Origin of the sequence: Streptomyces sp. cf386 (assembly GCF_900103585.1) — a bacterium.
GTDB lineage: Bacteria > Actinomycetota > Actinomycetes > Streptomycetales > Streptomycetaceae > Streptomyces.
This window is the reverse complement of sequence record NZ_FNHV01000028.1, coordinates 33,692-59,150: the sequence shown is the minus strand read 5'-3', so window position 1 is coordinate 59,150 and position 25,459 is coordinate 33,692. Positions and strand designations below refer to the sequence as shown.

The window sequence follows — 25,459 nt, the reverse complement described above, 5'->3', positions numbered from 1 at the left end:
CGTGGAAAACGGTGCCGCCAAGCCCGTGATTGTCGCCATCGACGGCCCCTCCGGCACGGGCAAGTCGAGCACGTCGAAGGCCGTCGCCGCGCAGCTCGGGCTGAGCTACCTCGACACCGGCGCCCAGTACCGGGCGATCACCTGGTGGATGGTGACCAGCGGCATCGACATCGAGGACCCGACCGCGATCGCCGCGGTGGCCGGCAAGCCCGAGATCATCTCCGGCACCGACCCGGCGGGCCCGACGATCACCGTCGACGGCACCGACGTGTCCGGCCCGATCCGCACCCAGGAGGTCACCTCCAAGGTCAGCGCCGTCAGCGCGGTGCCCGAGGTGCGGGCCCGGATCACCGAGCTGCAGCGCTCGCTGGCCACCTCGGCCGAGCAGGGCATCGTCGTCGAGGGCCGCGACATCGGTACGACCGTGCTGCCCGACGCCGACCTGAAGATCTTCCTCACCGCCTCCCCGGAGGCCCGTGCCGCCCGTCGCAGCGGTGAGCTGAAGGGCGCCGACGTCAACGCCACCCGCGAGGCCCTGATCAAGCGGGACGCGGCCGACTCCAGCCGCAAGACCTCGCCGCTCGCCAAGGCGGGCGACGCCGTCGAGGTGGACACCACCGAGCTCACGCTGGCGCAGGTCATCGAGTGCGTCGTCACGCTCGTCGAGGAGAAGCGGGCCGCGAAGTGACAGCTCCCTCCGAGCGGGGTGCCGAGGTCGGGCGGCGTATCGGCGTCGGCCTGATGTTCGGGCTGTGGAAGCCGCGCGTGCTGGGTGCCTGGAAGGTCCCCGCGACCGGCCCGGTGATCTTCGCGGTCAACCACTCCCACAACATCGACGGCCCCATGGTCATGGGTGTGGCGCCCCGTCCGACCCACTTCCTGATCAAGAAGGAAGCGTTCAAGGGACCGCTCGACCCGTTCCTGCTCGGCATCGGGCAGGTCAAGGTCGACCGCGAGAGCACCGACCGCACGGCGATCACCCAGGCACTGGCAGTGCTGGACAACGGCGGCGTCCTCGGGATCTTCCCCGAGGGCACCCGCGGCGAGGGCGACTTCGCCGCGCTGCGGGCCGGGCTCGCGTACTTCGCGGTGCGCGGCAACGCCCTGATCGTCCCGGTCGCCGTGCTGGGAAGTTCCGACCGGCCCGGACGGTTGATAAAGGGGCTGCCTCCGCTGCGCAGCCGCGTCGACGTCGTCTTCGGCGACGCCTTCGAGGCGGGCGACGGCAGCGGACGGCGTACGCGCAAGGCGCTCGACGAGGCGACCGAGCGCATCCAGAAGCAGCTCACCGAGCACCTGGAAAACGCCAGGCGACTGACCGGTCGCTAGGCGAAACTGAGTAGTGGATCAGCCGGGGGACAACCGGGTGGTCCACCGATCACCACGATGAACGACGAGGTACGGACTTCATGAACGACCACATCCACTCCGAGGGCTCGCCCGACGGGCACGACCACGGAGAGCTTGGCGATGCCGAGTACGCGGAGTTCATGGAGCTCGCCGCGGAAGAGGGCTTCGACCTCGAGGACGTCGAGGGTGCCATCGAGGCGGCCGGGCACGGGCCGTTGCCCGTCCTCGCCGTCGTCGGCCGGCCGAATGTCGGCAAGTCGACCCTCGTCAACCGCATCATCGGGCGCCGCGAGGCCGTCGTCGAGGACAAGCCCGGCGTCACCCGCGACCGGGTGACCTACGAGGCCGAGTGGGCCGGCCGCCGCTTCAAGGTCGTCGACACCGGCGGCTGGGAGCAGGACGTCCTCGGTATCGACGCCTCCGTGGCCGCGCAGGCCGAGTACGCGATCGAGGCCGCCGACGCCGTCGTGTTCGTCGTCGACGCCAAGGTCGGGGCCACCGACACCGACGAGGCCGTCGTACGACTGCTGCGCAAGGCCGGCAAGCCCGTGGTGCTGTGCGCCAACAAGGTGGACGGTCCCAGCGGTGAGGCGGACGCCACGTACCTGTGGTCCCTGGGCCTCGGCGAGCCGCACCCCGTATCCGCCCTGCACGGTCGTGGCACCGGCGACATGCTGGACTCGGTCCTGGAGGCCCTGCCGGACGCGCCCGCGCAGACCTTCGGCGGCGCCGGGATCGGCGGCCCCCGCCGCATCGCGCTCATCGGCCGCCCGAACGTCGGCAAGTCCTCCCTGCTGAACAAGGTTGCGGGCGAGGAGCGCGTCGTCGTCAACGAGCTGGCCGGCACCACTCGGGACCCGGTCGACGAGCTCATCGAACTCGGCGGCGTCACCTGGAAGTTCGTCGACACGGCCGGCATCCGCAAGCGCGTCCACCTCCAGCAGGGCGCCGACTACTACGCCTCGCTGCGCACCGCGGCCGCCGTCGAGAAGGCCGAGGTGGCGGTCATCCTGATCGACGCCGCCGAGTCCATCTCGGTCCAGGACCAGCGCATCGTGACGATGGCCGTCGAGGCGGGCCGCGCGATGGTGATCGCCTACAACAAGTGGGACACCCTCGACGAGGAGCGCCGTTACTACCTGGAGCGGGAGATCGAGACCGAGTTCGGCCAGGTCGCGTGGGCGCCCCGGGTGAACGTCTCGGCGTACACCGGGCGGCACATGGAGAAGCTGGTCCCGGCGATCGAGACGGCCCTCGCGGGCTGGGAGACCCGGGTCCCGACCGGTCGGCTGAACGCCTTCCTCGGTGAGCTGGTCGCCGCCCACCCGCACCCGGTCCGCGGCGGCAAGCAGCCCCGCATCCTCTTCGGCACCCAGGCCGGCACCAAGCCCCCGCGGTTCGTGCTCTTCGCCTCCGGCTTCATCGAGGCCGGGTACCGCCGCTTCATCGAGCGCCGGCTGCGCGAGGAGTTCGGCTTCGAGGGGACGCCGATCCATATCTCGGTGCGGGTGCGCGAGAAGCGCGGAAGCAAGAAGAAGTAGCGCACGCAAGCGGAAGGGCGGCCCGATGAGGGCCGCCCTTCCGCTTGCTCAGCTTCCGCTTGCTCAGCCTCTGCGCGCCGGAGGCAGCGCGGCCGGGACGTGGTGCATCCCCGAGCCCTGTGGGCCGATGTGTCCGACGCGCTGCCACTGCGGCTGCTGACCGCTGCCGTGGCGGGCGCTGTGGGCGCCCGCGCTGTAGGCGCTGTACGAGCTGCTGAACGACCCCGGGCGGTGCCCTCCGTACGAGCCCGTGCTCCGCGGAATGTTCCCGAACGCGATGAACCCCAGATCCTCCTCCCCGCTGCGGTCACCCGGCAGCGAGCGGAAGGACTTGACGTACTCGGCGTAGAGCGCGTCGTAGATCGGCGTGGCCGATGGGCCGCCCTGAAGGCGGGGAACGTCGTATGCATGCACGTATGTCCAAACGACACCGCAGTCGAAGAGATGCGGCCGCCGTGCAGGGTCGCCTGCTCATCGGGGACGCGGGCGACGTCCCCGAGGCGGCGGGGAACCGCTGTCAGGTCCCCGCGAGCGGCAGTGCGGCCGCGACCAGCTTCCCGTTCGCGGCGGCCTTGTCCAGGGCCTCCCGCAGCAGATCCTCCCTGGGCTGGCGCCCGATGGACCCCACGGGTGCGGCGAACATCAGTACCTGCTGATGCTTGTTCGCGGCGGCCCGCCACCCGTCCGTCACCAGCAGCGGGTGATGCGCCTGCCACCACGCGACCGGCTGCCCGCCATTCGTGCCCGGCTGCAGAACCGCGTGCAGCTGACCCATGGCCAGCAGTACCGACCAGCCGTGCAGCACCGGCGGTACATCCGCCAGTTCCGTCGCCGGCATGAACCCCTGCTCGATGAGCAACGGAAGGAAGTCGTCCCCGGCGCCGATCGCCCCGGGGCGCGCGATGGGTGCGGTCGGCTCGACGACCAGCGCGGGGTGCAACTCCCCGGCGATCAGCACCAGTCCGCTGGTGACACCGAGCACGGCCTGCTCCGGCACGATCGTGTCCGGCTCCAGGTCGACCCGGTCGCCGGTGATGGACTTCACGGCACCCTTCAGCTGCTCCTCGGTGACCTGAACGACCTGTGAGGGCAGGCAGGTGGCGTGGGCGAAGGCGAGGACGGCGGTCTCCTCCCCGATGAACAGGACGGTGCTGGTGCGCTCCTGTTCGGAGTCGCCCGGGGTGCGGCAGGACGTGCAGTCGTAACTGCCGGGTGCGTTCTCTCCGGCGAGCAGCCGGTCGGCTTCCTCGTCGCCGATCTCGGCACGTACCTCGTCGCTGACGTCGAGCATGCGCGGCACGGGTGGCTCCCTCGGGATGTGGTGCATGGCGGGGCCGGGTGGCTCCCGGCCCGTGAACCGGGCGGATCCCGGGCTCATGCAGGAGACAACGGGCGATCTGTGGCGGGAGTCACGCATCACACCGAACGGAATCGAACCATCCACCGCACACGGTCACCTCGGGTACGGAATCGCGCACTCACCGTCAAGTCCTAGGAATACCAAGGAAGTTGGTTGGGTGAAGTGGGTCACAGATCGTCAGGGCGGTTGGTCGACAAATCCTGAAATCAGCGAATGAAGTGGGTGGCCGAAAATCGCCGATACCGGAGGTAACGGCGAACTGGCCTGGAATGACAAGGAGTTGGTTGATACCGGCCGGTCAGCCTCCCTACATTCCTCGGCCGTGTGCAACGAGCACCGCTCGGGTACGTCCGCCGACCGCACCAGCCAGCACTCAGCACCAACCCTCGGCGGACGGGCGGGCGCGACTCACACGCCCGATGGCGTGCGCAGTGGCGTGCCGCCTTGGGGGACCCCGAGTCCTTCGAGAGGGACCTACATGTCCGAATGTGCCGATAACACTCACGACAACGCTCGGAAGGCGTCCAAGGCTTCGAACGGGAGCCGGACTCGTACGACGGCGGTCCTCGCCGGGGCGGCACTGCTCGCCCCGCTCGGGCTGCTGGCCGCCACCGGCAACGCCGCTGCGGCGGACGGCGGAGTGTGGGACCGCATCGCCCAGTGCGAAAGCGGGGGCAACTGGCACATCAGCACCGGCAACGGCTACTACGGCGGACTGCAGTTCGCCGCCTCCACCTGGCGCGCATACGGCGGTACGGCCTACGCGCCGACGGCGGACCAGGCCACCAAGGCCCAGCAGATCGCAGTGGCCACCAAGGTCCAGCGTGCCCAGGGGTGGGGCGCGTGGCCGACCTGTTCGGCCCGGGCCGGAGCGTACGGGAGCGCACCCGCGGCTCCCGCCGCCGGCTCGTCGGCCTCCTCCTCCAGCAAGTCGGCACCATCGAACAGCGGGGCAGCCAGGTCGAACACCGAGGCGGCCCCGTCGAATCCGGCGCAGACGCCGGAGCGTTCGTCGGGACACACCACCCGCGACTCGTCCCGCGGTGACTACACCGTCCGCGAGGGCGACACGCTGAGCGGCATCGCCGCCCGGCACGGGACCACGTGGCAGCGGATCTTCGCCGCCAACAAGGCCGTCATCGGCGGTGATCCCGACCTGATCGTGCCCGGGCAGCGCCTCGAACTCTGAGTGTCGCTCCCTGCCGGGGCACGGAGCCCCGCCCGGTCCGCCGACCGGGTGGGGCCCCAGGGTCCCTCGGACGCGCCGCGACGGCTGACCGGAACAAGCTGCCTAGCGTGCTCATATGAAATGCACACCGCTCTCGATCGTCATCGCCGCCGCACTGCTCACCGCCGCTGCCCCTGCAACGTCGCAGGCAGCACCGGCCACGCACACAACAGGCGCAAGCCATACGGCGTCCCGACCGGCCCCTGGACCGCCTCCCAAACCCGCCTCGTTCGGCTGTGCCAAGGACCACTGGCCCTGGGGCTGCGTCGCCAAGTGCGAGAGCGGCGGCAATTGGCACATCAACACCGGCAACGGCCACTACGGCGGACTGCAGTTCTCCCAGCGGACCTGGGTGGGCTTCGGCGGCGCGAAGTACGCCCCGCGCGCGGATCTCGCCACCCGCAAGGAGCAGATCAAGGTCGCCAAGAAGGTGGTGGCCGTACAGGGGTGGGGCGCCTGGCCGCACTGCTCCCGGCGGTACGGGCTCACGGGCCGTCTGCAGACGTGGAAACCCACGCAGACGTCGAAGCCCAAGCAGACGTCGCAGCCCACACCGACGTCGAAACCCAAGCAGACGTCGAAGCCCACACCGACGTCGCAGCCCACACAAACGTTGAAGCCCACTGTGGCGGATCGGCTGACCTCGGCCGCGTCGCTGCTCATCCGGAAGGGCGCGACCCGGTTCGGTGCGCTGCACGGCGCTCCCATTCGCCTGACTCGCCACTGAACACGACCGCACCGCGTCGCAGTTCGTAGACGAGTGCCGTCCGCCCGCGCAGGACGGGCGGCAGTCGTTGCTCGGCGACGACCACGCACGCGTCGAGTGCGCTCAGCAGTTCGTACGTCCGGGCGCCGACCGTGGGTGACATGCCCTGCGCGGGTTCGTCGACGAGCAGCACGCGCGCGCGTGCCAGCAGGGCGCGTGACAGCGCGAGCATGCGCTGCTCGCCACCCGAGAGGGTGCCGGCCCGGCGCGCGAGGAGAGGCGCCAGCGGGGGATAGGCGTCAAGGGCCATGTCGTACGAGGAGGCCGCGAGTTCGAGGTTCTCGCGGACGGTGAGGGAGCCGAACACGGCCTGGCGCTCGGGGACCAGGCACAGTCCGCGGCGGGCCCGCTCGTGGGCGGGCACACGGGTGATGTCGGTGCCGTCCCACACCACCGTGCCGCCGGACAGGGGCACGACGCCGGCCAGGGCGCGCAGGGCGGTCGTACGGCCTGATCCGTTCCGGCCCAGCAGAACGGTGAGGCCGGGGCCGGGGGCGGCGAGGGTGATGCCGTGGAGGGCTTCCAACGGGCCGTAGCGCACGCGCGCGTGGCGCAGGGCGATGGTGGTCATGCGGGGGTCTCCTGGGGGCCTGCGGCGTCGAGTACGCGGTCGGGTGGGCCGGAGGCGACGATGCGGCCCGCCGTCATGACGTGCACGGTGTCGGCGAGGTCGGCGACCAGGTCGAGGTCGTGCTCGACGACGAGCAGGGCGGTTCCGTCGGCGGCGAGGGCCCTCAGCATCCGGGTCAGCGCGGTGACCTCGGCGGTGTCCAGGCCGGCGGCGGGCTCGTCGAGGAGCAGTACGTGCGGGCTGCCGGCGAGGGCGCGGGCCAACTCGACGCGGCGGAGCGTGCCGGTGGGGAGGCCGGCGGCGGGCAGGGAGCGTACAGGGCCGTCCAGGCCGAGGAGTCTGAGGGTTCGTTCCACGGCTGAGGGGTCTCGGACGCGTCCTTGCTCTGCGCCTACTTGGACGTTCTCCGCGACGGTCAGTGAGGGGAAGACGGCCAGTTGCTGGAAGGTGCGGGTGATGCCGAGGCGGGTGCGGGCGTGGGTGGGCAGGTGGGTGATGTCGCGGGTGCCGAGGAGGACTTGGCCCTGGGTGGGGCGGTGGGTGCCGGCGAGGCAGTGGAACAGGGTGCTTTTGCCTGCGCCGTTGGGGCCGATGATGGCGGTGACCTGGCCGGGTGGGACGGTGAGGGTGACGTCGTCCAGGGCGGCGAAGCCGTTGTAGCGGGCCTGGAGGTGGTGGGTGGTGAGGGTGGTGTTTGGGCGTGCGGGTCTGTGGGTGGGCACGCGGCCTTCGGCCGCGTTGGGGTTCCCGCCACCCGCACCGCCCGTACCGCTTTCGTTGTCGGGTGCGGGTGGCCCTTGCGGGGGCTGAGCGCCGTCGGCGGCCTCGGCGGTTCGGGAGCCTGCGGCCAGGGACGTGCCGCCTCGCTCCGCCTGCCGCAGCCGCCTGCGCACCTCCACCCCCAACCCCGTAAGCCTCACGCCCCGCCGCAACCGCAGCCTCCCCGCCGCCGCCCGAGCCGCCTCGTACGGTCCCCCGGGGAACCGCCCCACCAGCACCGCCAGCACGCCGATCAGCGCCGCCGCAACCCCGCCCCGGGCGCCCGCGTCGAGGCCTACCAGGAGTGCGGCCGCGGCCAGGGCGCCGAGGGTGCTGTCGGCGCCCAGGACCACCACCGCGGCGAACCAGAGGAGGCCGCGGACGGGGTCGTAGGCGGACGGGTCGAAGGCGCGCAGGCCCATGCCGAGCAGGCCGCCGCCGAGGGCCGCCAGGGCCGCGCCGGAGACGAAGGCCAGGAGTTTCAGGGAGGGCACCTGGACCCCTGCCGCCGACGCGCCCGACTCGTGGTCCCGCATCGCCGCCAGGGCCCGGCCCGTGCGGCCCCGGCGCAGCAGCCAGGTGGTGAGCAGGGCGGCCGCCAGCACGGACAGCTCCAGGACGTAGTACGCGCGGTCGCCCGCGAAGCCCGCCGGGCGGCCCAGGGACAGGCCCGAGATCGCGTACGGCTGGGCGAAGACGAAGCGGCTCACGCCGACGCCCACCGCGAAGGTCACCAGCGCCAGGGCCAGGCCCCGGCGGGTGATGGCCGGCCAGCCGGTGAGGAGGCCCAAGGGGGCCACCAGGACGACCGCGACGGCGAGTGCCGTCAGCTCCGGCAGGCGTGGCAGGCCGGGGAAGCGGCCCGCCGCCAGCAGGGCCGTGAACAGGGCGCCCAGGCCCGCGTACGCCGCCTGGCCGAGGGAGATCTGGCCGCCGCGGCCCGTGACCACGACCAGGGACAACAGGACTACGGCCAGTGCCGGCACCTGCACCGACGTATGCAGGTCCGAGCCCGCGAAGCCCAGCGGGAGCAGGAAGAGCACCGCCGCCACGATCCAGGCGCCCGGCGGGGTCGGCACGCGCGCTGTGGCGGTGCGGGGGAGAGCGTCGCGCGTGCCCACGCGCGGGAGGGCCAGGGCCGCGATCAGCAGGGCGACGACGAAGAGGTTCGTGCTGACGGCTTGCAGCAGGGGTGCGCCCCAGCCCGTCGGGTGCAGGCGCGTCAGCTGGCTCTGCGCCACCCCGATGGCCAGCGCCGTCACCACGGCGATCGGCAGGCTGCGCATCCTCGCGGCCACGGCGACCGCGACCACCTCCATGACCAGCAGCGGCAGGCCGTACGGGTCCAGACGGACGTACGGCGCCAGCAGGACGCCCGTCAGGCCCGCCGTGAACGAGCCGAACGCCCAGCCCGCCGCCGCCACCCGGTCCGCGTCGACGCCCCCGAGGACGGCCAGTCGGCGGTCGTCCACCACGGCACGCAGTTCCCGGCCGAAGCGGGTCCAGCGGATGACCGCGCCGACGCCTGCCGCCAGCAGCAGTGCCACCGCCAGTTGGCCCCACGGATCCGCCGACACCAGCTCCGGCGCGTCGTCCCGCGCCCCCTGGCCCCACAGCAGCGCCGCACCGCCCACCAGCAGCACGAACACGCCGATGGACGCCACCAGGGTCTGCGCCGGGTCGCTGCCCAGGACCGACAGAGGGCGGAAGACGAACCGTTCCAGCAGCATTCCGATGCCGGGCGCCAGCACCAGCAGCGTCACCGTCGCGCCCGCCCACAGCGGCCAGCCCCACTCCACCACGCACTGCCGCAGCGCGTAAGCACACACCATGGCGATCGCGCCGTGCGCGAAGTTCAGCACGCCGGTCGCCCGGTACGTCACGACCAGGCCGATCCCGGTGAGCGCGGCGGCGCTGCCCACCGACAGGCCGGCCAGGGTGAGGTCGTACGTCAGGGAGGACATCAGTCATCCGCTTCGGCGGGCTCACAGATCGGGCACGGGCCCAGTTCGCCGCTCCTCACCAGCTTCGTGTCGACGGGGACGGCCTCGGCCTTGCCGGCGACCAGGGGGCAGTCCGCCCGGTGCCAGAGGGTGCCGCCGGGCACCATCAGCAGGTCCGCGCTGACCGCGAGCGGCGCAGTGGCCGACTGCCCGGGCTCCTCGGCGTCGGCGGGCTCGGCGGCCACCAGAAGGCCGTACAACTCCTCCACGCGCGCTGCGGCCTGCGCGCCCCGGCCGTGGGCCAGCAGCACCGATCCGGCGATGATCAGCGCGGCGCCGGGCACCGTGCAGGACGCGAGATACGGCAGCTGCCGCTCGGCGAACCGTTCGCCGGAGATGCCGTACCAGCCGATGACGCACAGCACCGCACCGGCCGCGAGGGCGGCCCAGCCGGCCCAGATCACGGGGTGCACGGTCCGCAGTCGGGCTGTCCGCATCGCTGGCTCCCACACGTCGGGTTTGCGTGCACGCACATCCGTTTTCCGCGTATGTGCCTGGCCCTATTCCATGTCTGCCAATGGACTTGCACTATGCCTCCTGCAAGCTGACCCTGAAAGCACCGGGCACATGTGGCCCGGATCGACACCCGGTGGTGAGCCAGATGGTTCTCGGGAGCGACGTCAGGCGGGGGAAGGCATCCAGGGGGCGCGGCCCATCGATGGCCGCACGGGGGACCGCGTTCGCCGCGGCCCTGCTCCTGCTCCTCGCCCCGGCCCTCGCGGCCTGCAGTGACGACGAGGGGGGCGGCGGCAACGAGTCGCCGCCGACACCGACGGTCGAGCAGACAGAACGGACGGAGCCGGCCGAGCAGTCGCCGGCCGCCACGGCACCCGCCGACGTGGGGGCTGCCGAGACGGAGATCAAGCAGAACTGGCAGAAGTTCTTCGACCCGGCGACGTCCATGGAGGACAAGCAGACCGTCCTGGAGAACGGCGACCGGATGGCGCCGGTCCTGCAGGCGTTCAGCGGTGACGAGCGCGGCGGGCAGGTCCAGGCGAAGGTCTCCAAGGTCGATTTCACCTCGCCGACCGAGGCGAACGTGACGTACGACCTGACTCTGAAGGGCGCGACCGCCCTGCCGGACGCCTCCGGAACCGCCGTCGAACAGGACGGCACCTGGAAGGTGTCCGCCAAGACGCTGTGCGCGCTGGTCCAGTTGAGCGGCAATGGGTCGCCGATCCCGGGGTGCTGAGGCGGCGATCGCCGTGGTGGTGCTGGCTCTGAGTACGGCGTGCGGCAGCCGGCTGCCCGAGAGCGACTTCGAGCACCGTGACCGAAGCGCGCCCTCGGCGCCCGCGGGCGACCGCACCCCGATCCGCGTCGGCATCATCACCAGCGTCACCAGCCCGGTCGGCGGCGACGCCTTCACCGGCCCGCGGGACGGCGCCAAGGCCTACTTCGACCGCCTCAACGCGCGCGGGGGCATCGACGGCCGCCGCGTCGAGGTGCGGGAGTGCGACGACGGCGGCAGCGGCGTCGGCAACAACGAGTGCGTCCACGAGCTGGTCGACGAGGAGAAGGTCGTCGCCCTGGTCGCCACCACCGCCCTGGACTACGCGGGCGCCGCACGCGTCTCACGCGCGCGCGTGCCCGACATCGGCGGCCAGCCCATCGGGGCCGCCTACGACACCTACCCGCACCTCTACGGCATCTACGGCAGCCTCGCGCCCCGCGACGGCACCACCGGCTGGGACGGCAAGCAGTACGGCGGCACCGAGGTCTACCGCTACTTCAAGCGCGAGCACGGCGCCCGTACGGCCGCCGTCGTCTCGTACAACCAGCCCGCGTCCGCCTCCTACGCCCGGCTCGTCGAGCGGGGGCTGAAGGCCGAGGGCTACGAGGTGGTCTCCGAACAGGTCGACTTCGCGCTGCCCAACTTCCGTGCGGTGGCGGCCGACCTGAAGGAACAGGGCGCCGACCTCGTCTTCGACGCCATCGACAGCCACGGCAACGCCCGGCTGTGCGAGGCTATGGACGACGTCGGCGCCGAGGTCACCGCCAAGGTCACGAACGTACAGAACTGGACGTCCACCGTCGCCGACGGCTACAAGGGCGCTCCGCGCTGCCGCAACGCCCTGTGGGCGACCGGGTCGTCCCGCAACTTCGAGGACACGGGCCGGTCAGCCGTACGGGAGTTCCGGGACGCCACGAAGGGGCTGAAGACGCACTCCCAGTGGCAGCTGGAGGGTTGGGCGGCGGCCATGTGGTTCACCGACGCGGCGAAGGCGTGCACCGACCAGGGCGTCACGCGCGCGTGCGTCGACGACTTCATGAACCGCAGCCAGGGATACACCGCCGACGGCCTGCTGATCCCGGTCAGGTTCGAGCGACAGCCCGAGCCGCCGAAGAGCCGCCGGGCCTGTCTGGCGGTGGCCCGCTGGGAGGACGGCCGGGGCTGGGTCTCCCAGGGGGACATGAACGACACGTGCTTCGCGGTGCCGCAGCTGTCGTACCAGCCATGACGGGCAACCATAAGGGCGCAACCATAAGGCCGCATCACCGGTCCAACCGACAGAGCACAGAGCCGAGGGAGGAGTTGGGAGGAACCGCAGCGTATGACGACGCCTGTGTCGCAGGCAGCACCCCTGCGCGCCGACTGCATCGCGGATTCGGCGGGCGGGCTGACCTTTGATGTCACCGCGGCCGTGGCCACCGAGGCGGCGGCCCACCTCGTCCTGCGCCACCGCGAGGGCCACGAGGAGGTCACCCTGCCCCTGACCCCGGCCACGACGGGCCGCCTGCGCGCCGCGCTCCCCAGCAGCGTGGCCCTGCCGGAGGGGCACTGGGACGCGTACGCCAGCGTGACGGAGGAGGAGTCGGACCATCGTCTGGCGCCGGGTGCCATGGACGTGCACCCCTCCGCCTCCCGGGTCCCGTACGAAACCCGGCAAGGCAACCTGAGCGTCGAATCCCGGGTACCGGCATCGCTGTTAGGGGCGCTCCCGGGCGGCTAGGGACTGTCCGAGGCGACTGGCAAAATCGGATCATGCTGGACACCTCGGCAAGACTCCTGCGGCTGCTCTCCCTCCTCCAGGCCCACCGGGAATGGTCCGGCGCCGACCTGGCCGAACGTCTCGGCGTCACCCCCCGCACCATCCGCCGCGACGTCGACCGGCTCCGCGAGCTGGGCTACCCGGTCAACGCCAGCCCCGGCACGGGCGGCGGCTACCAGCTCGGCGCCGGTGCCGAGCTGCCACCCCTGCTGCTGGACGACGACGAGGCGGTCGCCGTCGCCGTAGGCCTGCGCACCGCCGCGGGCCAGGGCATCGAGGGCATCGGCGAGACCTCCGTACGCGCCCTCGCCAAGCTGGAGCAGGTCCTGCCGAACCGCCTGCGCCGCCGCGTGGGCGCCCTCAACGCCTTCACCGTGCCGATGCTGCGCGGCCCCCAGCCGTCCGCCGTCGACCCGGCCGTCCTGACCGAACTGGCCCACCTCTGCCGGGACGCCGAGCGCCTGCGGTTCGAGTACCGCGACCACGAGGGCTCCTCCACCCGCCGCAGTGTCGAACCGCACCGCCTGGTGTGCAGTGAGCGCCGCTGGTACCTGGTCGCCTGGGACCTCGACCGCGACGACTGGCGTACGTTCCGCGTCGACCGCATCACCCCCAAGCCCCCGCACGGCCCGCGCTTCACCCCGCGCACCCCGCCCGCCGAGGACCTCGCCGCGTACGTCTCCCAGGGCGTCTCCACGCGCGCGTACGCCTCGCACGCCCTCATCCGGCTCCTGGTGCCCCTGGAGGTGGCCGCCGTGAGCATCTCGCCCACCACCGGGCAGCTGGAGGCGGACGGTCCCGACAGCTGCCTCCTGCGCACCGGCGCCGGGAGCCTCGACGTGATGGTGATCCACGTGATGCTGCTGGGATTCGAGTTCGAGGTGGTGGAGCCGGCCGAGCTCGTCGAGGCGATCAGGACCGCTCAGGGTCGGCTTGCTCGCTCTCTGGCTCGGGCTGCGGAGCCTCCAACGCGTGCGCCGGGTGGTGCAGATCGAACGCCGGAGACTCCGAGCGGATCTTCGGCAGCGTCGTGAAGTTGTGCCGCGGGGGCGGGCAGGAGGTCGCCCACTCCAGGGAGCGGCCGTAGCCCCAGGGGTCGTCGACCTCGACCTTCTTGCCGTACTTCGCGGTCTTCCAGACGTTGTAGAGGAACGGCAGCGTCGACAGGCCGAGCAGGAACGCGCCGATCGACGAGACCGTGTTCAGCGCCGTGAAGCCGTCGGCGGCGAGATAGTCGGCGTACCGGCGCGGCATGCCCTCCGCGCCCAGCCAGTGCTGCACCAGGAACGTGGTGTGGAAGCCGACGAACAGCGTCCAGAAGTGGATCTTGCCGAGCCGTTCGTCGAGCATCTTCCCGGTGAACTTGGGCCACCAGAAGTGGAACCCGGCGAAGATCGCGAAGACGACCGTGCCGAAGACGACGTAGTGGAAGTGGGCGACGACGAAGTACGAGTCGGAGACGTGGAAGTCCATCGGCGGCGACGCCAGGATCACCCCCGTCAGACCGCCGAAGAGGAACGTCACCAGGAAGCCCGTCGCCCACAGCATCGGGGTCTCGAAGGACAGGGAGCCCTTGATCATGGTCCCGGTCCAGTTGAAGAACTTCACCCCCGTCGGGACGGCGATCAGGAAGCTCATGAACGAGAAGAACGGCAGCAGCACCGCGCCCGTGACGAACATGTGGTGCGCCCACACCACGATCGACAGACCGGTGATCGCCATCGTCGCCCCGACGAGCGTCAGGTAGCCGAACATCGGCTTGCGCGCGAAGACCGGGATGATCTCGCTGATGATGCCGAAGAACGGCAGCGCGATGATGTACACCTCGGGATGGCCGAAGAACCAGAACAGGTGCTGCCACAGCAGCGCCCCGCCGTTGCCCGCCTCGAACACCACCGAACCGAACCGGCGGTCCGCCTCCAGCACCAGCAGCGCGGCCGCCAGCACGGGGAACGCCATCAGGATCAGGATCGACGTGAACAGGGTGTTCCACACGAAGATCGGCATCCGGAACATCGTCATGCCGGGGGCACGCATCCCGATGATCGTGGTGATGAAGTTGACCGCGCCGAGGATCGTGCCGAAGCCGGCCAGCGCCAGGCCCATGATCCACAGGTCGGGGCCGACCCCGGGGGAGCGCTCCAGGCTGTTGAGCGGCGCGTAGGCGAACCAGCCGAAGGAGGCCGGCCCGCTCGGCACGATCAGCGAGCCCATCACGATCAGGCCGCCGAACAGGAACAGCCAGTACGAGAACATGTTCAGCCGCGGGAAGGCCACGTCCGGGGCACCGATCTGCAGCGGCATCAGCTCGTTGGCGAAGCCCGCGAAGGTCGGGGTCGCGAACAGCAGCAGCATGATCGTGCCGTGCAGGGTGAACAGCTGGTTGAACTGCTCGTTGGTCAGCAGTTGCATCCCCGGCCGGGCGAGTTCGGCCCGCATCAGCAGTGCCATGACACCGCCGGCCAGGAAGAACCCGAACGACGTGATCAGGTAGAGATGCCCGATCTTCTTGTGGTCGGTGGTGGTGAGCCAGTCGACGATCACCCGGCCGCCGGGCTCCCTGCCTCGCATGGACCGTGCCGTCCCCTGTACGGTCTGCGTCCCCATCGCTCGCTCGCCCCTTCGCTCGTCGCGCCCCGGGCCCGCTGAAACCCGCGCGGCACGCGCCGACGCGAGCTCACGCCATGATGCTCGCGTCGACAGCGCTCCGACAGGGGGCGTACGGGGGTCCTGTGCCGGAACCATGTGCTTTCTGTGCGGAACCGGCTCCCGCGGTCCACGCGAAATAGCGGGGAAAACGAGTTCGGGGGCAGTTCTCCCGGAACTTTTCCGCCGGGCTATTGGCGGGGCTGTCGCGACACGCGGAAATTAGGATCGAATGCCTGCGGAAGGCCTATGGAACCGCTCGTTGGTGTGACGAAGTGAGGCTGAAACGCGTGTCGTGATCCTGTGACAAAAGCGTGACCCGAGAGGGACGTGTGACACGGATGGCTGCTACAAAGGTTCACTGTCCGCTCTGGCCCGATGCCTCGGACAGGCCCTAGCGTGGCGGCATGGCACCCATTCCGAAACCCCCTGCCGAACCCCAGGACGACCCGGACACCTATGTCGGACTCGGCGCCGACCGGGCCGAGCGGCTCGCCCGTGACCGAGGGTGGTCGACGGTGCGTTCGCTGCCGCCGGGGGCGATCATCACCATGGAGTACCGCTCCGGTCGGCTGAACTTCGAGGTCAAGGACGGCCAGGTGGCGCGGGCCTGGAAGGGCTGACGAAGGACTGACGCAGGGCTGGTCGACAGCGACGGCCCCGGCTCCTGGAGAGGGGCCGGGGCCGTCGCTGTGCGGGGCGGTTGTGCGTACCGAACCCTCGCTGTCCTGCGCTGTTCTGTGTTCAGCCGCCCGTCAGCGGTCGGGCCGCCGGGGCCGCGCCGCGGGCCATACGGTCCTGGTGGGGCGGGCGACGGATGCTGACCGGAGTGACCGGTGTGCGCTCCGGGCGGGCCGTGTGCGGGCTCGGCGCCAGCTGGAACGGGTCGCGCGGCGAACGGGCCGCGGTGGCCGCCTCGCGTGCCGCGGCCTCGTCCTCCGCGGCGGCCGGGCACGGCTTGAGCAGCACCGGCACCTCGACCGGAGCGGGCGGCAGGTGCGCCGGAACGGCCCGACCTGCGCGCCAGCGGTCGCGGAGGTCGAAGATCCAGGTCTCCGCGCGCGTGATCAGCGGCTCGAACCACGGCAGCGCCAGCAGGATCAGCAGACCCGCGGCCCAGCCGAGCAGCACATCGCTCAGCCAGTGCGTACCGAGGTAGACCGTGGCGAGGCCGACGCCCAGCGAGGTCACCGCCGACAGGGCCGACAGCCAGCGGCGCGCTCTCGGGGTGGAGGCCAGATAGGCCAGGATTCCCCAGGTCACCACGGCGTTGGCGGTGTGGCCGCTGGGAAATATATCGCCGCCCAGCCACATCTCGTTCGAGCCGATGGAGGTCGCGTAGTGCGGGCCGAGGCGGCCCATGCCGAGCTTGGCGGCCCCGACGGTGATGTTCAGCAGGAGCAGGGAGACGCCGAGCGCGAGCAGCGGTCGCAGCGTGTGCTGGCGCCATGAACGCCAGCCCAGCCAGGCCGCGACCATTACCGCGGTCGGGCCGCGCTGGCCGAGCACCACGTAGTAGTCGACGAACGCGTGGATCTCGGCCCACTGCTGGTACGGCCGGAAGAACATGACCTGCCAGTCGAGCCGGACCAGCCACGAAGTGATGACGACGGCCCATACGATCGCCACATAGAAGGCCAGCGTGGAGGCGAACAGCACCATCCGGTGCCGGCTCATCCTCGGCACGTCGATGTGTGCCGGACGTTCCGGTTCCCGGTCCAGCCTGGTGAACACCCGGTCCAGACGGGTGAGGGTTCGTTCGGTACGCACCCAATCGACGTTACAGCGAGTGAGCTCTGTTCCCGCGCGATTCCGCCGGTTTGTGATGACGATGTGATGTGGGATTCCTCTCAGCGAGGGGTTTATTTCCTCGGAATCCACAATCCTCGGGCGCTGTACCCTTCATTTCCTTTGATCATTCTGATGCGTTTGTTTTTCGCCGATTATGAATTAGTTCACCGAATGCTGGGCCGGAATTATCCGAGTGCTCACCGACGGTCAGATGCCGGTCGGGTGCTGGTCGGGTGCCGATCAGGGCGGACCGGAGCCGTTCAGCCAGAACGCCCCGTACACCGCCGAGGCCACCGCGACCCCGGCCAGCACCCCCGCCGACCTGGGCGTACGCAGTCGGGACAGGGACAGGGCGAGGGGTAGCAGCAGGGGGAAGGCGGGCAGCAGCAGACGCGGTTTCGAGCCGAAGTAGCTGGAGGCGCACAGGGCGAGCGCGGTGACGATGCCCCCGTACACCAGGAGTGGGAGCGGCTGGCCCTGCCGTACACAGACGACGTACAGCCACGCCACCAGCCCGACCCCGACGATCAGCCCGATCCCCGCCAGGGCCGAGGGAAACGACGTGAACTTGTCGGCGACGAACCGGGCGAAGGCGTAGCCGCCGTCGAAGCCGTTGCGCCAGCCCGCCTGGACGTCGAGGTATCCGAGGGGGCCCTTGCCGGTGCGGTGGCCGACCCAGAGGACATAGCCGGCGGTGCCGAGGGGGGCGAGAAGCATGCCGAGGGCGCGCGTTGCGCGCCGGGGGCCGTGCGGCGTCGGCGTGCTCCGGTCCCGCACGAAAGAGGCGATGCCCGCGGCCCACACCGCCGCGACGACGGCGATCCCCACCGGGCGGGTCAGGCCCGCCAGCAGGGCAAGGGTGCCCGCGGTCACCCAGCGGCCGGTCAGCACGGCGTACAGCGACCAGGCGGCGAGCGCGGTGAAGAGCGATTCGCTGTACGCCATCGACTGCACGATCCCGACGGGCAGCACCGCCCACAGCAGTACGGCACGCACTCCGGCCCGACGGCCGTACACGTGATCGGCGACCGCGAAGATCCCCCAGGCCGCGGCGAACGAGGCGAGCAGGCTCACGACGAAACCCGCGTCGGCGTGCGACAGCGGGGTCAGGGTCGCTCCGAGCCGCTCCAGCCAGGGCAGGAGGGGGAAGAAGGCCAGGTTCGAGTGCACGTCGCCGTTCGGCATGTGCACCTCATAGCCGTAGCCCTGCTCCGCGACCCTCGTGTACCAGAGCGCGTCCCAGCGGGCCGTCAGCAGCGTGTACGCGCTCTTGTCGCGTGCCGCGCTCCACAGAGTCAGGGCGAGCAGGCCCAGGGCGCGTACGGCCGCGTAGCCGAGGAGGGCCGGGGCCGCGCGGCGCAGGGCCGACGAGGCGGTCGGTGCCATGCGCGTGTCAAGATCGGTCACGGGCTCGATTATCGACGGTGGCCCGAACCGGCCCGCCCTGCGGGACGTGGTGACCAGGAGGGGAGTGGCGTACGCCACACGCGTTCTGTGCGAGGTCTGAGAGGTCCGCCACTCGGCACTGGCTGGAACTCGCGTAACCTGACGAGTCACTCGCCCTTCGTTGCGCGGGCCGGAGACCACCGCTCCTCTCCGGCCGAGTCACAGGGAGTCCCCACCCCGTGAGCCCGCCGAGGGAGAGGAAACACTGGGAGGTACGTACATGTCCGGGACGACCGCGGCTGCCGCTGCGCTGCGCCGTCGGGCGGCCGGGGCCGGTGCCAACCGCTGGGTCGTCCTCGTCGTCCTCTGCGTCAGCCTGCTGCTCGTCGCGGTCGACGCGACCGTGCTGCATGTGGCGGTCCCCGCCGTCACCGAGGACCTCAGGCCCGGCGCGATAGAACTGCTCTGGATCGTCGACATCTATCCGCTGGTCTGCGCCTCGCTGCTGATCCTCTTCGGCACGCTCGGCGACCGGGTGGGCCGCAGACGCGTCCTGCTGCTCGGATACGGCCTCTTCGGCATCGCCTCCGGCCTCGCGGCCCTCGCGCACGACCCACAGGTGCTGATCCTGGCCCGCGCCCTGCTCGGCGTCGGCGGCGCGATGATCATGCCCGCGACGCTGTCGATCCTGCGCCAGGTCTTCCCGGACCGCCGGGAGCGTGCCCTCGCGATCGGCATCTGGAGCGCCGTGGCCGCCGTGGGCGCTGCGGTCGGACCGCTGCTCGGCGGCTTCCTCCTGGAGCACTTCTGGTGGGGTTCGGTCTTCCTCGTCAACATTCCGTTGATGCTGGTCAGCCTTCCGGTGGGACGACTTCTGCTGCCCGAGTCCAAGGGCGACGGCAAGGGCCCCTGGGACGTGGTCGGCGCGTTGCTCGCGGCGGCCGGGCTGTTCGGCGCGGTGCTGGGCGTGAAGCGGCTCGGCGGCGGGGAGTCGGTGGACAGCGTGTTCACCGTGGCACCGCTGGTGATCGGCGCGGTGCTGCTGTTTCTCTTCGTACGACGGCAGCGGCGCCGGGCGCATCCGTTGGTCGACCTGCGGATGTTCGCGCGACCGGCGTTCAGTACGTCCGTCGGGTGCATCGTGCTGGCGATGCTCGCGCTGGTCGGGCTCGAACTGATCGCGGCGCAGTATCTACAGCTGGTGCTGGGTCTTTCGCCGCTGGAGACGGGGCTGCGGCTGCTGCCGCTGACCTTCGCCGCGATGGCGGCGGGGCTGGCGGGGGCGCGCATGCTACGACGGTTCGGGCCGCGGCGCATGGTGTGCGCCGGGTTCGGTCTGACCGCGGCCGCGGTCGTGCTGCTGACGGCGATGGGCGGATCGGACAACCCCGGGCTGCTGCTGTTCGGGTTCGTGCTGCTCGGCTTCGGGCTGGAGACGACGCTCTTCGGGGCGTACGAGTCGATGCTGAGCGAGGCTCCGCAGGAGCAGGCCGGTGGCGCGGCGGCGATCGGTGAGACGTCGTACCAACTGGGGGCCGGGATCGGGATCGCGTTGCTGGGCAGCGTGATGAACGCGGCGTATGCCCCCGGGCTGGCGCATGTGGGGGGTGTGCCCGCTTCTGCCTCTACGGCTGCCTCGCACTCGTTGGGGGAGGCGTACGAGGTTGCCGCGCAGCTGGGCGGGTCCGCGGGGGCTGCCCTGCGGCATGCGGCTCGGGATTCCTTTGTGCACGGGCTGCATGTGACGTTGCTGGTGAGTGCCGGGTTGTTGCTGTTGGGCGCGGTGATGGCGTTGCGGTTGCCGCGGGCCATGCAGTGCGAGGTACCTGCGGTGGAGGCGGAGATTCCGGGGCCTCGGGAAGTTGTGGACTCCCGCGTCTCCGCTTGACCAAAGCCTTCTCCGCCCACGCACCACCCGTTTCCAGTTTCTTGATGGGTGGACGTCTCCGGTGGGGGTGCTCACCGTCGGCGGCTTGCGGTGCGTAGTGCGTACTGGACGTGCGGGACACTGCGTCGTAGCGTCTGGCATCAGTCGTAATTAGCGGTGCTAGTTTTCCGTGCTGCCGGAGGGTCTCCCATGTCCGCGTCCTCGAAGTTGCCCCCGTTCGACCCCGCCGACCCCCTCGGCATCGACGACCTCCTGGAGCCCGAGGACCTCGCCATTCGGGACACCGTGCGGGACTGGGCCGCGGATCGGGTCGTGCCGTTTGTCGCCGAGTGGTACGAGACGGGGGAGCTGCCGGGGATTCGGGAGCTTGCCCGCGAGCTGGGGGAGATCGGTGCCCTCGGGATGTCTCTGGAGGGGTACGGGTGTGCCGGGGCGTCCGCCGTGCAGTACGGGCTGGCCTGTCTGGAGCTGGAGGCCGCCGACTCCGGGATCCGGTCGCTCGTCTCCGTGCAGGGGTCCCTCGCCATGTACGCCGTTCACCGGTTCGGGAGCGAGGAGCAGAAGCAGGCCTGGCTGCCCCGGATGGCCTCCGGCGAGGTCATCGGGTGCTTCGGGTTGACCGAGCCGGATCACGGGTCCGACCCGGCCGCCATGCGGACGTACGCGAAGCGGGACGGCTCGGACTGGGTGCTGGGCGGGCGGAAGATGTGGATCACCAACGGGTCCGTGGCCGGGGTCGCCGTCGTCTGGGCGCAGACCGACGAAGGGATCCGCGGGTTCGTCGTGCCGACCGACAGCGCCGGGTTCTCCGCCCCGGAGATCAAGCACAAGCTGTCGCTGCGCGCCTCCGTCACCAGTGAGCTCGTCCTCGACGACGTACGACTGCCCGCCGATGCCGTGCTGCCCGAGGTCGTCGGGCTCAAGGGGCCGCTCAGCTGTCTCTCGCACGCCCGGTACGGGATCGTGTGGGGGGCCATGGGCGCGGCGCGTTCCTGTTTCGAGGCCGCTCTCGACTACGCGAAGTCGCGGGAGCAGTTCGGCCGGCCGATCGGGGGCTTCCAGCTCACCCAGGCCAAGCTCGCCGACATGGCGCTCGAACTGCACAAGGGGATTCTGCTCGCCCACCATCTGGGGCGGCGCATGGACGCCGGCCGCCTGCGTCCCGAGCAGGTCAGCTTCGGCAAACTCAACAACGTCCGCGAGGCCATCGACATCTGCCGAACGGCGCGGACGATTCTCGGTGCCAACGGGATCTCGCTCGAATACCCCGTGATGCGGCACGCGACCAACCTCGAATCGGTGCTCACCTACGAGGGCACCGTCGAGATGCACCAGCTCGTGCTGGGCAAGGCGCTCACCGGACTCGACGCCTTCCGCTGACCCCACCAGGGGGCAGGGCCGGTGAGCGGCCCTGCCTCAGCTCTGGTTGTAGAAGCCGTCCGAGCGGTGTGCCGACGACTCCCCGCTGATGATCTCCGTGTCGGCCGGGGTCAGCAGGAACACCCGGTTGGACACACGGTCGATCGAGCCGCGCAGACCGAAGATGAGCCCCGCCGCGAAGTCGACGACGCGCTTGGCGTCGGAGGGCTCCATGGCCGTGAGGTTCATGATGACCGGGACCCCGTCCCGGAACAGCTCGCCGATGGCGCGGGCGTCCCGGAAGCTGTCCGGGGTGACCGTGCCGATACGACGGCCCTTCTCCTCGGCGACGTCCGTGGCCACCTTGACCCGCGGGTCGGTGACCCAGGCATCCCCGGGCTCGGTCCCTTCGGAGTAGTCGTCGTCGTAGTAACGCTCGTCATCGTTGTCGTCAACGAGGCCCAGCCAGGCACTCGCCTTGCGCACCGATCCCATGGACGCCTCCTCTCACAGCGGTCTCTATTGCCTTCCGCATCCCTATGGTCATCCATGATGCGGACGTCGTGCCAAGTGGATAGACGCCGCGCGGGGGGTTTGTGACGGTACTGGTGCACAGCGAATCCGTCGAGAGCCCGTGTCCCCCAAGGGGCATGCCACGTACGGCTGCTGACTGGGAGTGAAATATGATTCTTCGCGGCGTATGGGTGAGCCGGGGAGCGTACGGGTGAACGAGACCGCCGTCGCGATCGGTCCCCCGGTCGATACGATGCGGCAGCTCAGCGTCTTGGGAACGCCGTAAGAACCTCGGGGGAATGTCGTGTTCGGAATCGTCCGGCCCTGCCGTCATCGGCTCGGAGAGAAGCTCACCGGCCAATGGATGGCGCATTTGTGCGGGCTTTGCCTCTCGTTGCGTGGGGACCACGGTCAGCTCGCGCGGATCGTGACGAACTATGACGGGCTCCTCATCTCCGTTCTGACGGAGGCTCAGGCGGAGCAGGACAGCGGATTGCGGCGTACGGCGGGACCGTGCCCGTTGCGCGGCATGCGCACCGCGTCCGTCGCGCAGGGCGAGGGTGCGCGGCTCGCCGCCGCCGTCTCGCTGGTGCTCGCCTCCGCCAAGGTGCGTGACCATGTGGCCGACGGGGACGGCCTGCTGGCCCGCAGGCCGGTGGCGCTCGCCGCACGCCGGGTGGCCGCGGGCTGGGGTGCGGCGGGTGCCCGTACCGGCTCGGCCGTCGGGTTCGACACCTCCGTACTCGTCGACGCCGTGGACCGGCAGCTCGGCATCGAGGCGCTCGCCGGGCCCGGGACGCCTCTCCTCGCCGTGACCGAGCCGACCGAGACGGCGACCGCAGCAGCCTTCGCGCACACCGCGATCCTGGCCGGACGGCCGGGGAACGCCGAGCCGCTCGCCGAGGCCGGGCGCCTCTTCGGACGGCTGGCGCACCTCCTGGACGCCGTGGAGGACCGGGCGGCCGACGCCGAGTCGGGCGCGTGGAACCCGCTCACCGGGACCGGGACCTCACTCGCCGAGGCGCGCCGGCTCGCCGACGACGCCGTGCACGGGGTGCGGCTGGCGCTGCGGGAAGTCGAGTTCACCGATGCCAAGCTCGCGCATCTGCTGCTCGTGCACGAGCTGCGGCGGTCGGTGGACCGGGCGTTCGGCACGGTGCCCATGTGTGCGTCGCATCAGCCGGGGGTGGGGCCTTATGGGCAGCCGCCACAGCATGGGCATGCGCAGGGGCAGGGGCAGGGGCAGGGGCATGGGCAGGTGCCGTATGGGGCGGCGCAGAATCCGTATGCCGGTGGCGGGAATCCGTACGCCGGAGGTGGGGGTGCGCCCGGCGGTGGCGGTGGCGGTGGTGACTTCGGCGGGTTCGGCGGTGGGCCGGCCCCTCAGCCGCCGAAGGGGCGGCGTGGGTTCTGGGCCGGCTGTGGGATGTTCTGGCTGCTGTGCTGCACCTGCAAGTTGTGCTGCGCGAAGGAGTACGAGGGCCCGTGGTCCCGCAAGAAGCGCGAGGGCTGCTGTCGTGACTGCGACTGCAGCGGCTGCGACTGCTGCTGCCCCTGCGACGGCTGCTAGGCCCTGTCAGGCCCCCGGAGAGGCGACTTCCGGACATCCCTGGGGCATGGGGGGCCGATGGGAACGGAGTTGTCCTCACGGCCGACGAGGGGGACGGGCTGACCGTGGACGGGCGGCCCTGTGGTGGTGAGGTCAGGCTGCGGGCCGATCCGGAGTCGGCTAGCCGCGCTCGGGTGGCGTACGGGGAGCGTCGGCTGGTTGTGTTGGTGCGCGAGGGGGCGTGGGGAGTACGCGACTTCGCCCCGCCGTCGACGTGCGCCGGGCGTTCCGGGGCATCGAGGCCACGCCGTACGGACCGCGCTGGTGGGTGCCCGGGCGCTGCACGCCGTACGGCGACTGCCAGCAGCGGTTACAGCAGTTGCCGCTTCCGGTTTCTGTGGCCCGCCGCGCCCGATGCCGAGGGGCGTACGACGGTCGACTTCGACCGCGCCCTGCCGCCGCCGTGCGCCTTCGCCGACGCCTTCGCCGAGGCGCCGCGGCGGGCTGACCGGGGCGAGTACGGCCAATTCTCGTAGATCGTTCAAAGGTTGACGGCCGAAAGGCGCCCTTGCATCTACCGGTCGTTCGGCCGAATATTCCCCTCAGCGCTTGTCAGGGGCACGCCGTGTTCGGAATCCGGACCTGTGGCCCGCTGACTGCGCCTCACGGGCCCCACCCCACGCGGGCCCCCGACTTCCCTTGGAGGGAACGAAAAGTGAGGATCAAGCGCACCACCCCCCGCAGCGGCATTACGAGACGGACCCGGCTGATCGCCGTTTCCTCCGGCCTCGTGGCCGCAGCCGCGATCGCGATCCCCAACGCGACCGCCGCCGACTCTTCCACCACGTTCAGCGCCGCCGAGCTCAAGAGCGCCAGCAACTCGGTGCTGAAGGCCGACATCCCGGGCACCGCCTGGGCTGTCGACAGCAAGACCAACCGCGTCACGCTGACCGCCGACTCCACGGTCTCCCAGGCGGAGATCGCGAAGATCAAGGAGCAGGCCGGCGCCAACGCCGACGCGCTCACGATCAAGCGCACCGCGGGCAAGTTCAGCAAGTTCATCCAGGGCGGCGACGCCATCTATGCGAGTAGCTGGCGCTGCTCGCTCGGCTTCAACGTCCAGGACAGCAGCGGCAACCAGTACTTCCTGACGGCCGGTCACTGCACCGACGGCGCGGGCACCTGGTACTCCAACTCCGGCCGCACCACGGTCATCGGCTCGACCGCGGGCTCCAGCTTCCCGGGCAACGACTACGGCATCGTGCGCTACTCCGGTTCCGTCAGCCGGCCCGGCACCGCGAACGGCGTGGACATCACCCGCGCGGCCACGCCCAGCGTGGGCACGACCGTCATCCGCGACGGCTCCACCACCGGTACGCACAGCGGCCGGGTCACCGCCCTCAACGCGACCGTCAACTACGGCGGCGGCGATGTCGTCGGCGGTCTGATCCAGACCACCGTCTGCGCCGAGCCCGGCGACTCCGGCGGCTCGCTCTACGGCAGCAACGGCACCGCGTACGGTCTGACCTCCGGCGGCAGCGGCAACTGCACCTCCGGTGGCACGACCTTCTTCCAGCCGGTCACCGAGGCCCTCAGCGCCTACGGCGTGAGCGTCTACTAGGCCCTTCCGGTACCAGGCCCTTCCGGCCGGCAGCCAGCGGCATCCTGAGCCCCCGCACGCACCGCGTGCGGGGGCTCCCCTTTGTCCGGAGTGCGGGGTTACCGTCGAGGCAGGCACCAAGAAACCCTGATGCGC

Annotated in this window: 22 protein-coding genes and 2 pseudogenes; 15 read left to right on the top strand and 9 right to left on the bottom strand. The window is 70.8% G+C overall.

What is annotated here, in order from left to right; genetic code table 11:
- Position 1: 1 nt before the first annotated feature.
- From cmk to der, 3 genes are all read left to right on the top strand, one after another.
- The gene (cmk, locus tag BLU79_RS42430) at positions 2–688 is read left to right on the top strand and encodes a (d)CMP kinase (protein ID WP_093911388.1); all 687 of its coding nucleotides are present in this window, start codon (positions 2–4) and stop codon (positions 686–688) included.
- 53 nt (positions 689–741) lie between these two features.
- Positions 742–1,329, top strand: a complete 588-nt coding sequence (locus tag BLU79_RS42425; protein ID WP_093911426.1) for a lysophospholipid acyltransferase family protein — start codon at positions 742–744, stop codon at positions 1,327–1,329.
- Positions 1,330–1,409: 80 nt separating this feature from the next.
- Positions 1,410–2,891 (top strand): ribosome biogenesis GTPase Der, encoded by a 1,482-nt coding sequence (der, locus tag BLU79_RS42420; protein WP_093911387.1) that lies wholly within the window; start codon positions 1,410–1,412, stop codon positions 2,889–2,891.
- Positions 2,892–2,954: 63 nt separating this feature from the next.
- On the opposite strand, the gene BLU79_RS42415 is transcribed toward der, so the two are convergent.
- Complete coding sequence (locus tag BLU79_RS42415; protein WP_093911386.1) at positions 2,955–3,305, bottom strand: hypothetical protein; 351 nt, start codon at positions 3,303–3,305, stop codon at positions 2,955–2,957.
- Positions 3,306–3,408: 103 nt separating this feature from the next.
- The gene (locus BLU79_RS42410) at positions 3,409–4,191 is read right to left on the bottom strand and encodes a hypothetical protein (protein ID WP_093911385.1); all 783 of its coding nucleotides are present in this window, start codon (positions 4,189–4,191) and stop codon (positions 3,409–3,411) included.
- Between the two features lie 538 nt (positions 4,192–4,729).
- On the opposite strand from BLU79_RS42410, the gene BLU79_RS42405 reads away from it, so the two are divergent.
- The gene (locus tag BLU79_RS42405) at positions 4,730–5,440 is read left to right on the top strand and encodes a LysM peptidoglycan-binding domain-containing protein (protein ID WP_093911384.1); all 711 of its coding nucleotides are present in this window, start codon (positions 4,730–4,732) and stop codon (positions 5,438–5,440) included.
- A gap of 115 nt (positions 5,441–5,555) precedes the next feature.
- Positions 5,556–6,206: a transglycosylase family protein gene (locus BLU79_RS42400; RefSeq protein WP_093911383.1), complete on the top strand. Its 651-nt coding sequence runs from the start codon at positions 5,556–5,558 to the stop codon at positions 6,204–6,206.
- Here BLU79_RS42400 and BLU79_RS42395 read toward each other — a convergent pair.
- Genes BLU79_RS42395 through BLU79_RS42385 form a run of 3 tightly spaced genes read right to left on the bottom strand, consistent with a single transcriptional unit; the run spans position 6,139 to position 10,015 of the window.
- A complete protein-coding gene (locus tag BLU79_RS42395) occupies positions 6,139–6,816 on the bottom strand; it encodes an ABC transporter ATP-binding protein (protein ID WP_093911382.1) in 678 nt (225 codons plus the stop codon). The genes BLU79_RS42400 and BLU79_RS42395 overlap by 68 nt on opposite strands.
- On the bottom strand, positions 6,813–9,539 hold the full coding sequence (locus tag BLU79_RS42390) for a branched-chain amino acid ABC transporter permease/ATP-binding protein (RefSeq protein WP_093911381.1): 2,727 nt from the start codon (positions 9,537–9,539) through the stop codon (positions 6,813–6,815). Before BLU79_RS42390 ends, BLU79_RS42395 begins: the two co-directional genes overlap by 4 nt.
- Positions 9,539–10,015 carry a hypothetical protein gene (locus BLU79_RS42385; RefSeq protein WP_093911380.1) on the bottom strand — a complete coding sequence of 159 codons (477 nt, stop codon included), beginning with the start codon at positions 10,013–10,015 and terminating at the stop codon, positions 9,539–9,541. Before BLU79_RS42385 ends, BLU79_RS42390 begins: the two co-directional genes overlap by 1 nt.
- A 164-nt stretch (positions 10,016–10,179) precedes the next feature.
- Between BLU79_RS42385 and BLU79_RS42380 the strand changes: the two genes are divergently transcribed.
- From BLU79_RS42380 to BLU79_RS42365, 4 genes are all read left to right on the top strand, one after another.
- A complete protein-coding gene (locus BLU79_RS42380; RefSeq protein WP_177001399.1) occupies positions 10,180–10,770 on the top strand; it encodes an MTB12 C-terminal domain-containing protein in 591 nt (196 codons plus the stop codon).
- A complete protein-coding gene (locus BLU79_RS42375; protein WP_093911378.1) occupies positions 10,745–12,040 on the top strand; it encodes an ABC transporter substrate-binding protein in 1,296 nt (431 codons plus the stop codon). The genes BLU79_RS42380 and BLU79_RS42375 overlap by 26 nt, the downstream gene beginning before the upstream one ends.
- Before the next feature lie 93 nt (positions 12,041–12,133).
- Entirely contained in the window at positions 12,134–12,532 is a 399-nt protein-coding gene (locus BLU79_RS42370; RefSeq protein WP_093911377.1) for a hypothetical protein, read from the top strand.
- Between the two features lie 32 nt (positions 12,533–12,564).
- Positions 12,565–13,605, top strand: coding sequence for a helix-turn-helix transcriptional regulator (locus BLU79_RS42365; protein WP_093911376.1), 1,041 nt, complete (start codon positions 12,565–12,567; stop codon positions 13,603–13,605).
- Between the two features lie 40 nt (positions 13,606–13,645).
- Here BLU79_RS42365 and ctaD read toward each other — a convergent pair.
- Positions 13,646–15,142, bottom strand: a pseudogene (ctaD, locus tag BLU79_RS42360) (cytochrome c oxidase subunit I); the annotation flags it as partial.
- 482 nt (positions 15,143–15,624) lie between these two features.
- Here ctaD and BLU79_RS42355 point away from each other — a divergent pair.
- On the top strand, positions 15,625–15,840 hold the full coding sequence (locus tag BLU79_RS42355) for an I78 family peptidase inhibitor (protein ID WP_093911375.1): 216 nt from the start codon (positions 15,625–15,627) through the stop codon (positions 15,838–15,840).
- 121 nt (positions 15,841–15,961) lie between these two features.
- On the opposite strand, the gene BLU79_RS42350 is transcribed toward BLU79_RS42355, so the two are convergent.
- Both BLU79_RS42350 and BLU79_RS42345 read right to left on the bottom strand, forming a co-directional pair.
- Positions 15,962–16,987, bottom strand: a complete 1,026-nt coding sequence (locus BLU79_RS42350; RefSeq protein WP_093911374.1) for a phosphatase PAP2 family protein — start codon at positions 16,985–16,987, stop codon at positions 15,962–15,964.
- Between the two features lie 261 nt (positions 16,988–17,248).
- Positions 17,249–18,415: a mannosyltransferase family protein gene (locus BLU79_RS42345; protein WP_093911373.1), complete on the bottom strand. Its 1,167-nt coding sequence runs from the start codon at positions 18,413–18,415 to the stop codon at positions 17,249–17,251.
- A 259-nt stretch (positions 18,416–18,674) separates the two neighbouring features.
- Here BLU79_RS42345 and BLU79_RS42340 point away from each other — a divergent pair, with 259 nt between their 5' ends.
- Both BLU79_RS42340 and BLU79_RS42335 read left to right on the top strand, forming a co-directional pair.
- A complete protein-coding gene (locus BLU79_RS42340; protein ID WP_093911372.1) occupies positions 18,675–20,282 on the top strand; it encodes an MFS transporter in 1,608 nt (535 codons plus the stop codon).
- Positions 20,283–20,471: 189 nt separating this feature from the next.
- On the top strand, positions 20,472–21,662 hold the full coding sequence (locus BLU79_RS42335; RefSeq protein WP_093911371.1) for an acyl-CoA dehydrogenase family protein: 1,191 nt from the start codon (positions 20,472–20,474) through the stop codon (positions 21,660–21,662).
- Between the two features lie 36 nt (positions 21,663–21,698).
- On the opposite strand, the gene BLU79_RS42330 is transcribed toward BLU79_RS42335, so the two are convergent.
- Entirely contained in the window at positions 21,699–22,136 is a 438-nt protein-coding gene (locus tag BLU79_RS42330) for a cell division protein SepF (protein WP_093911370.1), read from the bottom strand.
- Positions 22,137–22,458: 322 nt separating this feature from the next.
- On the opposite strand from BLU79_RS42330, the gene BLU79_RS42325 reads away from it, so the two are divergent.
- From BLU79_RS42325 to BLU79_RS42315, 3 genes and pseudogenes are all read left to right on the top strand, one after another.
- Entirely contained in the window at positions 22,459–23,724 is a 1,266-nt protein-coding gene (locus BLU79_RS42325; RefSeq protein WP_177001398.1) for a DUF5685 family protein, read from the top strand.
- 14 nt (positions 23,725–23,738) lie between these two features.
- Positions 23,739–24,188 (top strand): annotated as a pseudogene (locus tag BLU79_RS49535) (hypothetical protein); the annotation flags it as partial.
- A gap of 230 nt (positions 24,189–24,418) precedes the next feature.
- Positions 24,419–25,324 carry a S1 family peptidase gene (locus BLU79_RS42315; RefSeq protein ID WP_093911368.1) on the top strand — a complete coding sequence of 302 codons (906 nt, stop codon included), beginning with the start codon at positions 24,419–24,421 and terminating at the stop codon, positions 25,322–25,324.
- The last annotated feature ends 135 nt before the right edge of the window (positions 25,325–25,459 follow it).

Bases quoted from the DNA above. Each gene is read 5' to 3' on its own strand.
- BLU79_RS42425 (WP_093911426.1), top strand. From the start codon at position 742: ATGTTCGGGCTGTGGAAGCCGCGCGTGCTGGGTGCCTGGAAGGTCCCC.
- der (WP_093911387.1), top strand. From the start codon at position 1,410: ATGAACGACCACATCCACTCCGAGGGCTCGCCCGACGGGCACGACCAC.
- BLU79_RS42405 (WP_093911384.1), top strand. From the start codon at position 4,730: ATGTCCGAATGTGCCGATAACACTCACGACAACGCTCGGAAGGCGTCC.
- BLU79_RS42400 (WP_093911383.1), top strand. From the start codon at position 5,556: ATGAAATGCACACCGCTCTCGATCGTCATCGCCGCCGCACTGCTCACC.
- BLU79_RS42395 (WP_093911382.1), bottom strand. From the start codon at position 6,816: ATGACCACCATCGCCCTGCGCCACGCGCGCGTGCGCTACGGCCCGTTG.
- BLU79_RS42390 (WP_093911381.1), bottom strand. From the start codon at position 9,539: ATGTCCTCCCTGACGTACGACCTCACCCTGGCCGGCCTGTCGGTGGGC.
- BLU79_RS42385 (WP_093911380.1), bottom strand. From the start codon at position 10,015: ATGCGGACAGCCCGACTGCGGACCGTGCACCCCGTGATCTGGGCCGGC.
- BLU79_RS42380 (WP_177001399.1), top strand. From the start codon at position 10,180: ATGGTTCTCGGGAGCGACGTCAGGCGGGGGAAGGCATCCAGGGGGCGC.
- BLU79_RS42375 (WP_093911378.1), top strand. From the start codon at position 10,745: ATGGGTCGCCGATCCCGGGGTGCTGAGGCGGCGATCGCCGTGGTGGTG.
- BLU79_RS42370 (WP_093911377.1), top strand. From the start codon at position 12,134: ATGACGACGCCTGTGTCGCAGGCAGCACCCCTGCGCGCCGACTGCATC.
- BLU79_RS42365 (WP_093911376.1), top strand. From the start codon at position 12,565: ATGCTGGACACCTCGGCAAGACTCCTGCGGCTGCTCTCCCTCCTCCAG.
- BLU79_RS42355 (WP_093911375.1), top strand. From the start codon at position 15,625: ATGGCACCCATTCCGAAACCCCCTGCCGAACCCCAGGACGACCCGGAC.
- BLU79_RS42340 (WP_093911372.1), top strand. From the start codon at position 18,675: ATGTCCGGGACGACCGCGGCTGCCGCTGCGCTGCGCCGTCGGGCGGCC.
- BLU79_RS42335 (WP_093911371.1), top strand. From the start codon at position 20,472: ATGTCCGCGTCCTCGAAGTTGCCCCCGTTCGACCCCGCCGACCCCCTC.
- BLU79_RS42330 (WP_093911370.1), bottom strand. From the start codon at position 22,136: ATGGGATCGGTGCGCAAGGCGAGTGCCTGGCTGGGCCTCGTTGACGAC.